9 protein-coding genes are annotated in these 12,717 nt (G+C 70.2%); all 9 read left to right on the forward strand.

The features are described from left to right. The 9 genes from ACFC1I_RS18950 to ACFC1I_RS18990 all read left to right on the forward strand — a co-directional run bounded on the left by ACFC1I_RS18950 (position 1) and on the right by ACFC1I_RS18990 (position 12,711). Entirely contained in the window at positions 1-1,035 is a 1,035-nt protein-coding gene (locus ACFC1I_RS18950) for a carbohydrate ABC transporter permease (protein WP_376012994.1), read from the forward strand. Next, positions 1,032-1,922 carry a carbohydrate ABC transporter permease gene (locus ACFC1I_RS18955; protein WP_376012997.1) on the forward strand — a complete coding sequence of 297 codons (891 nt, stop codon included), beginning with the start codon at positions 1,032-1,034 and terminating at the stop codon, positions 1,920-1,922. Before ACFC1I_RS18950 ends, ACFC1I_RS18955 begins: the two co-directional genes overlap by 4 nt. 2 nt (positions 1,923-1,924) lie before the next feature. Continuing rightward, complete coding sequence (locus tag ACFC1I_RS18960; RefSeq protein WP_376013000.1) at positions 1,925-2,653, forward strand: hypothetical protein; 729 nt, start codon at positions 1,925-1,927, stop codon at positions 2,651-2,653. Then, positions 2,650-4,767, forward strand: a complete 2,118-nt coding sequence (locus ACFC1I_RS18965) for a glycoside hydrolase family 36 protein (RefSeq protein ID WP_376013002.1) — start codon at positions 2,650-2,652, stop codon at positions 4,765-4,767. Before ACFC1I_RS18960 ends, ACFC1I_RS18965 begins: the two co-directional genes overlap by 4 nt. Next, positions 4,760-5,659, forward strand: a complete 900-nt coding sequence (locus ACFC1I_RS18970) for a family 43 glycosylhydrolase (RefSeq protein ID WP_376013004.1) — start codon at positions 4,760-4,762, stop codon at positions 5,657-5,659. Before ACFC1I_RS18965 ends, ACFC1I_RS18970 begins: the two co-directional genes overlap by 8 nt. Beyond that, on the forward strand, positions 5,656-6,654 hold the full coding sequence (locus ACFC1I_RS18975) for a hydroxyacid dehydrogenase (protein ID WP_376013007.1): 999 nt from the start codon (positions 5,656-5,658) through the stop codon (positions 6,652-6,654). Before ACFC1I_RS18970 ends, ACFC1I_RS18975 begins: the two co-directional genes overlap by 4 nt. Positions 6,655-6,680: 26 nt before the next feature. Continuing rightward, on the forward strand, positions 6,681-8,279 hold the full coding sequence (locus ACFC1I_RS18980) for a glycoside hydrolase family 43 protein (RefSeq protein ID WP_376013009.1): 1,599 nt from the start codon (positions 6,681-6,683) through the stop codon (positions 8,277-8,279). A gap of 117 nt (positions 8,280-8,396) precedes the next feature. Further along, positions 8,397-11,885, forward strand: a complete 3,489-nt coding sequence (locus tag ACFC1I_RS18985; protein ID WP_376013011.1) for an alginate lyase family protein — start codon at positions 8,397-8,399, stop codon at positions 11,883-11,885. 145 nt (positions 11,886-12,030) lie between these two features. Further along, positions 12,031-12,711, forward strand: a complete 681-nt coding sequence (locus tag ACFC1I_RS18990) for a YoaK family protein (RefSeq protein ID WP_376013013.1) — start codon at positions 12,031-12,033, stop codon at positions 12,709-12,711. The last annotated feature ends 6 nt before the right edge of the window (positions 12,712-12,717 follow it).

A 12,717-nucleotide genomic window follows, 5' to 3' on the forward strand; every position in this document is an offset into this window, starting at 1 on the left:
ATGACAGATCAAAGTGCATCGCAGGGGCAGACCCAGGTGGTGGGTGCCGCCGTCCGCCTCAGCGGCGGCGGCCCGCTCGACGGAGCACCGGAGGGCGTTCCCGACGACGTGTCGTTCGTGCCGGCCGGGCCCGAGCGCGAGCAGCGCCGCACGCGGCGGTTCCGTACCGCGCGGTGGGTCATGCTGGGCTTCGTCGCTCCGGCGCTGATCGTCTACCTGTTGATGGTGATCGTGCCCTCGATCCAGTCCCTGCAGCTGAGCTTCACGAATTGGGACGGCATCAGTCCCGACTACGACTACATCGGCACCCGCAACTACGAAGAGATCCTGACGAGCGGGCGGTTCTGGAACGCGGTCAAGAACACGCTGATCCTGGGCCTCGGCTCGGCTGTCATCATCAACGCGATCTCGCTCGGCGTCGCGCTCATGCTCGACAAGGTCGGTCGGTGGCAGGGCTTCTTCCGCACCGCCGTGTATCTGCCGGCGCTGGTGAGCGGCTTCATCCTCGCGACCGTGTGGAAGTACCTCCTCAACTACAACTTCGGCGCGGTGAACACCTTCCTGCGCGACGCCGGCTTCCCCGAGTGGGCTCGCGACTGGCTGGGCGACAGCTCGATCGTGGTGGGCGTCATCCTCTTCATCACGTGCTTCACGCTCGGCGGCAACACGACGCTCATCTACCTCGCGAATCTGCAGTCCGTGCCGCAGGAGCTCACCGAGGCGGCGCGCATCGACGGAGCCAACAGCCGCCAGGTGTTCCGGCACGTCACGTGGCCGATGCTCGCCGGCGCCGTCACGGTCAACATGACGCTGGCGATGATCGCGGGCTGGACCATCTTCGATCAGGTCATGGTCCTCACCGCCGGCGGGCCGGGTTTCGTCAGCGAGACCATGGCGTTCTTCATCTACAAGGTCGGGTTCGGCGAGTACCGCGCGGGCTTCGGCAGCGCCGCTGCGATCGTGCTGTTCCTCGTGGTGATCGTCAGCACCGTCGCGGCGAACGCCTACATGCGCAAGAGGGAGATCCAGGCATGAGCACCGAGACCGAACTGCTCGTCGCCCCGCCGCAGAAGCCGCGGCGGCAGCGGACCAAGCCGAAGAAGCTCACCGCGGGCCAGATCGTCGTCATGGTCGTGCTGGCCGTGCTCGTACTGATCGTGGCGAGCCCCGTGATCTACGCGTTCCTGAACTCGTTCCGCTCCTACGCCGAGATCACGGTGGACCCGATGGGCCTGCCCACCCGGTTCACGCTCGACAACTACGTCCAGTTGTTCCAGCAGACGGACTACGGCGAGGCGCTCCTCAACACGCTCATCATCACGGTCGCCACCGTCGTGCTCCTGGTCGCGATCGTGCCCATGGCCGCGTACGGCATCGAACGGATCGGCGGTCGCACTTCGCGGTTCCTCTACATCCTGTTCATCGCGGGGCTGATGATCCCGTTCCAGGTGCGGATGATCCCGCTCGTGAAGGGCTTCGACGAGGTCGGGCTGTACAGCACGCTCACGAGCGTCATCCTGGTCCATCTCGGCGGGGCGGCGAGCTTCGGCATCCTGCTGTACTGCAGCTTCATCAAGGGCATCCCGATCGAGGTGGAGGAGGCGGCCCATGTGGACGGCGCCGGGCGTCTGCGGACGTTCTGGTCGATCGTCTTCCCGATGCTGCTCCCGGTGACCTCGGCGTTCGTGATCATCCAGGCACTGGGCCTCTGGAACGACTTCTTCATCCCGCTCGTGTTCCTCGACTCGTCGTCGGCGGGCACGATCAACGTCGCCATCAACCGGATGGTGGGCCTGCTGACGTCGCAGTGGCAGCTGATCTACACCGGCGCGATCCTCGCCATCATCCCCTCGGTCGCGATCTTCGCGGCGTTCCAGCGCTACTTCATCAAGGGCATGTCGGTAGGGGCGGTGAAGGGATGAGCGTGTCGAACACATCGCGCACGACCGGCGCCGGCGCACGCGTGCGGGCGGTCCTCGCGCTCGACGGCCCCGTGGCCGGGACGGCTCTCACGATCTTCCAGGGCTTCGTGGTGTCGGTGTCGTTCATCGGATGCCTCGGCCCTGCGCTCGCGTTCTCGGCCCTGGTCGGCTGGCAGTCGACGCATCTGGCGATCTGGCTGGGAGCAGCTTCCCTGCTGCCCCTCGTGCCCGCGATGTACGCGCTGCTGAGGAGCACGCGGCGCCTGCTCGCCGATCGTGGCGAGGCGCAAGGCGGCCGTCTGTTCTGGAGGTCGTTCGCGAGTGGATGCCGCTCCCTGGCGTGGGCTGTGATCGCAGCGAGTGCGGTGGTGCTCCTGCTCGCATATGACTTCGCGCTGTTCGGCGGCTCCGACGCGATGCTGCTGTTCGTCGCGGCGGCGGGCGCAGCATCCTTCGCCTTCTTCGTGGCCGTATCGGTGCTCGCCGCCGCGGCCGAAGACGACCACGGCGGTGTTGCGCTGGCGACCGCGGCCGCCAAGGTCATGGCCCGTCGCCCGCACGTCGTCCTGAGCTGGCTGCTGCTGACCGGCCTGGGTGTCGCTGCGCTCCTGCTGCCGGTCGTCGGCCCGCCACTCGCGCTGTTCCTGCCCGCGCTTCTCGGCGCCGGGATCCACATCTGCAACGACGCTCTGCGTCTTCCCCTGATCGACGAGACGAGACGCACTCCGTGACCGACGCCGCTTCCACCACCATGTCCGCGACCCTCGCCGCGGACCGGGAATCCGCGCCCACCGACTTCCGCGCCCGGGTCGGGGCGTTCGAGCTGCGCTGGTCGGGCGATGCACCCGCCTCGCTGAGCGTTCCGACGTCGACGCATGCCGGCCGTCCGGGCGTGGGCCTCGTCCAGGTGTTCACCGCCGTCGAGCAGCGCGCCCGGACGAGCCAGGCGTACTGGCGATCGGCGCTGGGTGAGCGCCTGCGTGTGCAGGGCTCGGAGGTCACGACCGACGAGGAGGCGTCGTGCGCGATCGTCGTGCAGACGGACGCAGTCAGCGGGATCGAGGTGCGCACGACGGTCACCGCCCCGCTGGGAGCACGGGCCGTCCGCGTCGAGCACGAGGTGCGCAACGGCGGGCGCGACACGGTCGTGCTGACTGCGGTGTCGTCGGCGACGGTCGGCTTCGGCCGCTCGCAGGATGACCTGGACGACGTCGTGTGGGGCACCGCGGCGAGCGAGTGGCTCGCCGAGAACCGCTGGAGCGAGACGTCGCTGCGGAGCCTGCTTCCCGACATCGCGCTGGCGCTGCACGGGCAGGATGCGCGCGGTCACGCGGCCGTCACCAGCCACGGCGCGTGGTCGAGCGGCGAGCACGTGCCGTGCGGTTACCTCGCACGCGAAGACGGCGAGGCGTTGGCGTGGCAGATCGAGACGAGCGCCGGGTGGCACGCCGATCTCAGCCAGACGCGCGACGGGGGCGTGCTGTCGCTGCTCGGCCCGACCGACCTCGAGCACCAGTTCGCGCACGAGCTCCTGCCGGGTGAGACCTTCAGCGTCGTGCCTGTGGCGATCGCGGCATCGCCCGCGGCGCGCGACGGCGCCATCACCGAGCTGACCCGGTACCGACGGTGGCTGCGCGGTCCGGCACGCGACCAGGACCTCCCGGTCGTCTACAACGACTTCATGAACACCCTCATGGGACAGCCGACGACCGAGCAGCTCCTGCCGCTCATCCGGCGCGCGGCCGATGCGGGCGTCGAGGTCTTCTGCATCGACGCGGGCTGGTTCGCCGATCCCGCGATCGGAGACTGGTGGTCGACGGTCGGCGAGTGGCGCGAGGCGTCCACCCGGTTCGCCGACGGCGGCCTGCGGCGCGTGATCGACGAGATCCTCGCGCTCGGCATGGAGGCAGGACTCTGGCTCGAGCCTGAGGTGGTCGGCATCGACAGTCCCGCCGCGAAGCTGCCCGACGAGGCGTTCTTCCAGCGGTTCGGCCGACGCGTGCAGGAGGATCGCCGGTACCACCTCGATTTCCGGCATCCATCCGCGCGTGCGCATCTCGATGCGACGGTCGATCATCTCGTCGCCGACTACGGCATCAGCTATCTCAAGCTGGACTACAACATCAACCCGGGCGCGGGCACCGACCATCACGCCACGACCCCGGCGGACGGCCTGCTCGCGCATACGCGCGCGTTCCGCGACTGGCTCGAGCGGGTGCAGCAGCGGCATCCCGCGCTCCGCATCGAGAACTGCAGCTCGGGAGCCATGCGCGCCGACTACGCGCTGCTCGCGGTGACCCACCTGCAGTCGACGAGCGACCAGCAGGACTACCGGCTCTACCCGCCCGTCGCCGCGTCCGCTCCGATGTCGATCCTTCCCGAGCAGTGCGGCAACTGGGCCTATCCGGCGCGCGACATGAGCGACGAGGAGACGGTGTTCACGCTCGTCAGCGGACTCAGCGGCCGGCTGTACCTCTCTGGGTTCCTCGATGAGCTGCGTCCCGCGCAGCGGGCGCGCATCGCGGAGGCGGTCGCGCTGCACAAGGGCCTGCGCGACCAGCTCACCGACGCGGTGCCGTTCTGGCCCCTGGGGCTGCCCACGTGGGATGCGGCGACTGTATGCCTCGGACTGCATACGACGGACGGCGATCTGCTGTTCGTATGGGATCGGGATGCTGCGGCCACCGCATTCGAGCTGCCCGGGGTGCACGGCGAGGTCGATGTGCTCTTCCCCGCCGACGCGGTGAACGGTCGCGCTTGGCGGCTGCAGCCCACCGAAGCTGGGTGTGCGGTGGCGACGCCGGCGGGGCTCGGCGCCCGGGTGCTTCGGGTGCACCATGGCTGAGCGTGCGGTGATCCGGCCCGGCCGCACGTTCGCCGACGACCGCGGGCGCACCGCGCAGCTGCACGGCATCGGGCTGCAGCGCATCGGCGACCGCTGGTACGCGTGGGGTGAGGACAAGACGGCCGGCGACCGGTTCTCGGCCGTCGCGTGCTACTCCTCGCCCGACCTGGCCACGTGGAGGTTCGAGGGCGACGCCCTCACCGCGGGCGCCGGAGACATCGGCGCGGACCGCATCGTCGAGCGACCGAAGGTGCTCCAGCGGCCCGACGGCCGGTGGGTGATGCTCCTGCACATCGATACGGGCGACTACGCGTACGCCCGGGTCGGCTATGCCGTCGCCGACCGCCCGGAGGGGCCGTACGAGTACGTCCGCAGCGAGCGGCCTCTCGGCAACCTCAGCCGCGACATCGGCGTGTTCCAGGAAGACGGCGTCGGGTACCTGCTGTCGGAAGACCGCGATCACGGCCTGCACCTCTACCGCCTGCGCGAGGACCACCTCGGCGTCGACGGCATCGTGGCGACGCTTCGGCAGCAGGCGAACCCCGCCATCGGGTACGAGTCGCCGACGCTGGTGCGCCACGACGGCCGCTACTGGCTCTTCGGTTCCGACCTCACCGGGTGGAGCATGAACGACAACATGTACACGAGCGCGACGAGCCTGTCGGGGCCCTGGGACGACTGGCGCACCATCGCGCCGCCCGGCACGAACACCTTCGAGTCCCAGGTGAGTGTCGTCGCCCCCGTCGGTGACGCATTCGTCTACATCGGCGACCGCTGGGCGCCCGACGACCTCGCGGAATCCGCCGCGGTCTGGCTTCCGCTTCGCATCGAGGACGGGCAGGTCCGCCTCGAGTGGCGCGACGCCTGGAGCATCGAGGAGCTGAGAGCATGAGGGCCGCACTGCTGATGGACCCCGACCTGGTGCCGTTCGTCTTCAGCGAGCAGGAGACGCGGCGACTTTCCGAGACCCTCGACATCGACATGACGGATGCTGCGACCTCTCTCGACGAGCTTCGCGACGCCTCCCGCATCGAGCTGCTCCTCACCGGCTGGGGCGTCGTGCGACTCGGCGCGGAGCAGCTGGACGCGCTGCCGGCCCTGCGCGCCATCGTGCACTGGGGCGGCGGGATCGGGTTCCTGGACGAAGCGGCGTCGGCACGCGGCATCCATGTCTCGTCCGCCCGCGCCGCCAACGCGATCCCCGTGGCGGAGTTCACGCAGGCGATGATCACGCTCGCCGCGAAGGACGCGTTCTGGCTCTCGCGCCGCTACGGCGCCGAGCAGCGGTTCATCGCGCGTGAGGTGGCCGCCCCGCGTGCCGGGCTGTACCGCACCACGGTCGGGATCGTCGGCGCGTCGGCGATCGGCACGCTCGTCATCGCGAGACTCGCCGCGAGCGATGTGACAGTGCTGCTGTACGACCCGTACGCCACGCCCCAGACGGCAGCGGCGCTCGGCGTGGAGCTCGTCGGCGACCTCGCGGAGCTTGCGCGACGCAGCGACATCCTCTCGATCCACGCCCCCGAGATGCCCGCGACGATCGGGATGATCTCGCGCGACGTGCTCGCGGCGCTGCGTGACGGTGCGACGGTGATCAACACCGCGCGGGGCGCGCTCATCGACCAGGACGCCCTGATCGCCGAGCTGCGGGCCGGCCGGCTGCGCGCCGTGCTCGATGTGACCGAGCCTGACGTGCTCGAGCCGGGGCACCCGCTGTACTCGCTCCCCAACGTGTTCCTGACGCCGCATCTGGCCGGCTCGATGGGCGTCGAGCTGCGACGTCTCGGCGAGGCGGCGACCGCCGAGGTGGAACGGTTCGTCGCGGGCGAGCCGTTCGCCCACCCCGCAGCCTCGGTCACGGCGCCGCCGCCCGCATCCCTGTCCTGAGTCCGTCCGCCGAGGAGCACCCGGTCATGGCCGTGATCAACAACCCCGTCCTGCGGGGCTTCAACCCCGACCCGTCGATCCTGCGCGTAGGCGAGGACTACTACATCGCGACGAGCACGTTCGAGTTCCACCCCAGCGTCCGCCTGCATCATTCGACCGACCTCGCCACCTGGACCACGATCGGCCACGCGCTCGACGACGGGTTCGATCTTCGGGGCATTCCGGACTCCGGAGGAGTGTGGGCGCCGAGCCTGTCGCACGCCGAGGGGAAGTTCTGGCTCGCGTACTCGATCGTCCGGTCGATGGACGGCGACGACAAAGACATCGACAACTACCTCGTGACGGCCGACGCGGTGACGGGGCCATGGAGCGCGCCGGTGCATCTGGGCTCGCGCGGCTTCGACTTCTCGTTCTTCCACGACCCCGACGGCAGGCACTGGATCGTCGGCGTGCAGTGGGACCAGCGACCCGAGCACCCGTCGTTCTCGGGACTCGTCGTCGAGCAGTACCTGCCCGACGAGCGGCGCACGACGGGCGACGCCATCACCATCTACCGCGAGGACGGACTCGTCGAAGGTCCCAACCTCTACCGCCTCGGCGACTGGTACTACCTGCTCATCGCGGCGGGCGGCACCGGCTGGAACCACGGCATCACGCTCGCGCGCTCGCGCGACCTGCTCGGGCCGTACGAGCGCGACCCGCGCGAGGCCGTGCTGACGACGCGCGATGCGCCGGGCCATCCGCTGCAGAAGGCCGGCCACGGTGAACTCGTGCAGACTCCGGAGGGCGACTGGCTGCTCGCGCACCTGGCGAGCCGCCCGACTCTGCACCTCGGCGAGCGGTACAGCACTCTCGGGCGCGAGACATGTCTGCAGCGCGTCGCGTTCGACGCCGACGGCTGGCTGCGGCTCGCCCATGGCGGACATCACGCGGCGGTCGAGGTCGCCGTGGGTGCCGCGACGGACGGGGCGGATGCCGCGATGACGGAGACGGATGCTGCAGCCGGCGTCCGTGAGTGGGTCGACGAGTTCGACGGGCCGGTGCTCGACTCCGCGCGGTGGTCGACGCTGCGCGCCGCGCTGCCGCCGCACGTGGCAGACCTGACCGGGCGACCGGGACGCCTGCGGCTGCGCGGCGGCCACTCCGCAGCATCCGTGTTCGATCAATCCATGATCCTCACCCGCGTCGAGGAGCACCGCACCGAGTTCGAGGTCGTCGTCGACGCCGAGCCTCGCTCACCGCGCGAGGCCGTCGGGCCGATCGCCTGGTACGACAGGTCGGGCTGGATCTGGCTGCAGGTCACGCATGACCGCGAGAACGGCCGCCACCTGCGCGTGGTGCGGCGCGACGGCTCGACGACGACGCGATCGGCTGCGGTGGCGGTGCCGGAGGGACCGCTGCGGCTGCGGGCCGTGCTGAACGGACCGGAACTCCGATTCTCGTGGACCGGCGCCGAAGGGGAGTGGGCGCCTGTTCCCGGCGCGTATCCGGCGTGGACGCTGTCGGACGACTACGGCCCGCGCCTGCGGTTCACAGGGCTCTTCGTCGGCGTACGTGCCGAGGACCTCGATGGGCGTGGCTGGACCGCGGATATCGCGTCCGCGCGTCTGCGCTTCACGCCGTGAACCGCTCCTGATCCGGGGTTGACGCGAACCCGCGGTTGTGGCATTCGTTAAGTGGCAAACGCTATCCACTCATCCCGCGCCGTTGTCGAGAACGGCGCAGACACAGAAGAGAGATCGATGAAGATCGCAAGACGACGTCGTTTGAACCAGGTGGTCGGGGCCTTCACCGCAGGGCTGCTCGTGCTCGGCGGTGCCCTCGTGGCCGCTCAGCCGGCAGCCGCCGAAGAGGCGCCCCTACCACCCGAGATCGTCCGCAGCGTCAGCGAGGCCGGGTTCTCGCACCCGGGTCTCGGCTTCACCGCCGACCACCTCGAGAACATGCGCACGCAGGTGCTCGCCGGGGTCGACCCGTGGAAGAGCTACTACGAGGCGATGTCGCAGACGCGGTATGCCGCGCGCGACTTCCGCGCAGAGAACTCCCAGCCCGGCACCGACACCCCGAAGAACGACGCCTACGCGAGCGCGGGCATGCGTTCCAGCGCGCTGCGCGACAGCCTCGGAGCGATGAGCCAGGCGCTGGAGTACGTCGTGACCGGCGATGAGCAGTACCGGGCCAATGCGCTGCACGTGCTGCGCACCTGGAGCAGCCTCGACCCGGCGAAGTACGCGTACTTCGCCGACGCCCACATCCACACCGGCGTGCCGCTGTACTACATGCTGATCGCGGCGGAGGTGCTGCGGGGCACCGAGCCGGTCAGCGACTCGCTCGGCGGGTACGACTTGCGGTGGACTGCGCAGGACCAGCAGCGCATCGAAGACAACCTCGTGCGCCCCGTGCTCGACACGTTCCTGTACTCCCCGAACCGGCTGTGGAACCAGCACCTGTACGGGGTGATCGGCATGGTCGCCGCGGCGATCTTCCTCGACGACGCCGATCTGTACGCCGAGCGCGTCGAGTGGTTCACGGTCAACGCGGGCTACGAGAGCGAGCACGACCTGTACGGCGGCGACGTCAACGGGGCGCTCGCATCGATCTTCCGGGAGGTCCCCGCGGACGCACCCGGCAACACCACAGGTCAGTCCTTCGTCCAGCACATGGAGATGTTGCGCGACCAGGCCCACGGGCAGGGCGACGTGGATCTGCTCGTCGCCATCGCGCGCCTCGTCGACAACCAGGGCACGACGCTCGACCCCGTTGCCGGCACCGTGTCGGACGGAGCGGACGCGGTCTCGCCGTACCGGTTCCTCGACAACCGCATCCTCGCGGGCGCCGACACGTTCGACGCCTTCATGATGGGCGAACAGGTGCCGTACATCCCGGCGAACGAGGGCGGCGCGATCTCGCAGGCGTATCGCGGCCGACTGCAGGATCCGCTCAGCGAGGCGTACCTGCAGTACCGCTACGTCGCCGGCGTCGACGTCGAGGCAGAAGCCCCCCACGTCGCCGCACTCTACGAGCACCGCGACGGGCCGCTGTACCGCTACGGCTCAGGCGTTCAGAACTTCTGGAACGACCGCGGCTCGGACTACACGGGCGCCGAGTACTGGGTGGCGTTTCCGCCGCAACTCGCCGAGGTGGAGGGCGCGGCCGCGCCGCTCGCGCCGAGCGCAGAGCTGTCAGTCGGCACCTTCGGGAAGCCGCTGGGCGCGGGAGCGCACGCCGACGTGGATGGTGACGGCACCGCATTCGTGCGGCTCGACGCCGCCACCGACGACGCCCAGGTGGCTGTGCGGCGCGCGGTGTGGTCGGACCGCAGCAAGACCTCCCTCGTCGGTATCCGGGTGCGCAGCGACGGCGTCGCGCGCCTCGAACTCGCCCGCACAGCGAGCGAGGCGCCGTTCGCCGAGGTGGTCGTCCCCGGCACCGGCGGGCAGTGGCGCTATGCGTGGGTCGATCTGCATCTCGACAAGACGCCGGGCGCGGTCGGCGACAACATCGTCTTCGTGAAGGCGACCGGCGGTGACGCCGCGGTCGACGTCGCCGGTGTGCTGGCGCAGGCGAACGGCGTGCTGACCCCGCCGGCGTTCGCGGAGTCCCCGGCGGTCGACGTCATGGCAGTGGCAGGCGAACCGTGGACGCGCTCATTCGCCACGACCGACGCGTCCGGAGGCGAGACCCGCATCGAATTGCAGAACGCTCCGGCGGGGATGTCGATCTCGGGGAACACGGCAAGCTGGACGCCTGCACGATCGGGGAGCGCGCAACCGGTGCTCGTTGCGTCCGACGACGCCTCGGTCTCCGTCCTTCCGGTGGCGGTGGCCGTCGCTCCCAACCGCCCCTCCGCGATCGGCAAGCTGCTCGACCGCATCGAGGGAACGCGCGAGCGCTACACCGCAGCATCCTGGCAGCGTGTGGAAGAACTGCATGCGCAGGCGAAGAAGGTGCGCAAGACCGCGGACTCGGCGACCTTCGGGGCGCTGCTCCAGCAGCTGGGGGAGGCGATCGACGGGCTCGAGGTGCTCAGCCCGCGTCTGGCGGACGGCACGCTCGATTTCTCGGGCGTCGTGACCGCACCGGGGCTGTCGCCGGCGCAGCTGGGCGCGCTCGTGGACGGCGACAACCAGACGTCGTGGGGCGATCAGCGCGTGAGCGGTATCGTCTTCGACTTCGGCGCGGGCTTCCGTGTCGCGTCGTCGGCGTTCGGCTTCCAGGCGCGCGACACCTTCCCCAACCGTGCCGAGGGTACGAACGTGTACGGCTCCGAAGACGGTGCGACCTGGACGCTGCTCACCGAGCGGCCGAATGCAGGACAGGATGCGTCGGTCGAATGGATCCCGGTGCGCGCGGACGTGCGCGACCAGCGGTTCCGGTTCCTCAAGTTCCAGGTGGACGAGCCCGGCGTGCCGTCCGACCCCGCGTACCCGGGTATCTGGAGCATTGCCGACATCCGGATCGACGGTGTGCGCAGTGAGGCGACTGGTGTCATGGACACCGTCTCGCTCGGATCGCCGGACGGTGTGGCAGGCCGGGTCGTGCCCGGTGACCGGGTGGAGGTGCGGATGACGGGGCCGGCGGGCAACACCGACCTGGCCGTCACCGTGCTGGGCGCACCGGCCCAGGTGACGTCGTCGGCGGCGGGCGACTGGGTCGCGACGGCGGTGATCCCGGCGAGCGCACCGGCGGGCGGGTCGGTCACGTTCGACATCCGCTTCACGACCCCGGACGGCAGGCCGGCCGATGCGATCGCTGCGACGTCGGACGGATCGAAGCTCTTCCTGTCGACCGACGTCGGGCTGGTGGACGACGCGTTCCGCGCGGCGCGGGTGCTCCGCCCGGACGGAGCGGTGGATACCGCGTGGACCCAGTACACCGCGAGGATGTTCGACGGCGATGCGACGACGCACTCCGACACCCGTCTGAACGCCGGCACCTACGGCAACGTGTGGGACCTGGGCACTGACAAGCGCGTCGCGCTCACGGGAGCCGAGATCCTCGTCCGGCAGGACGGGTACGGCACGTCCCGCATCGCGGACATGCGGCTGGAGGGCTCGAACGACCTCGAATCGTGGACGCGCCTCACGCCGGCCGCTCCCGCGAAGACGCTCGAGTGGCAGCGCTGGGCGGTGCAGGGCGACACTGCGTACCGCTACGTCCGCCTCGTCAACGGGCAGATCCTCGGCGTCGCCGAGCTGCGGCTGTTCGGGAGCGTGAGCCCCGCGCAGTGAGCCGTCGACGGGTGGGAGTTGCGGCTCGCGCGGGGCTCCCACCCGTCGTCCCGGGACGGCACGCTCCGCCCCGGGGCTCGTGCAGGGCCCGCGCAATGTCTCGAGTCGGGCGGCCGCGCTCACCCCGGTCGATACGCTCGAAATCATGGTGCGGGCGCTGAGCAAGAGGGGGCTCGCGGCGGCTGTGGTGCTCGCGGGCTTCGCCGGGTACGTCGACGGCTTCGCGTTCGTCTTCCTGGGCGGCTACTTCGTGTCGTTCATGACGGGCAACACCACCCGCGGAAGCGTCGAGGTGTCGCACCTCTCGCTCGAGAGCGCCGCATTCGCCTTCGCGCTGGTCGCCGCCTTCGTCGCGGGCGTGATGGCCGGCACGCTCGTTCCCGGTGATCGCGCGCGCGGGCAGCTGCGCGTGCTGCTCCTGATCCTCGTGCTCGTGTGCGCCGCCGCGCTCCTCGCCGGATTCGACGGGCGATGGGCGACGGGATGCTGCCTGGCGCTGGCGATGGGCGCCCTCAACACCGTCTTCGCGCGGGGCGGCCAGGTCGCATTCGGCGTCACGTACATGACCGGCGCGCTCGTGAAGGTCGGGCAGGGACTCGTCGGCGCGATGCGCGGCAACCCCGGCACGGGGTGGCAGCGCCACCTGCTGATGTGGGCGTCGATCGCGGTCGGCGCCGTGCTCGGCGCAGCGGCCTTCGCCTGGATCGGGCACGGCGCCCTCTGGATCATCGCCGCCGCGCTCGCCGCACTCCTGGCCGTCCGCGGTATCGCACGGCCGCGCCGCGCCCACCAGTCGGGCCCCACACGCCTCGCCCCGCCCACCTGAGCAATT

Origin of the sequence: Microbacterium sp. NPDC056044 (assembly GCF_042267145.1) — a bacterium.
In the GTDB taxonomy this organism is placed as follows: domain Bacteria; phylum Actinomycetota; class Actinomycetes; order Actinomycetales; family Microbacteriaceae; genus Microbacterium.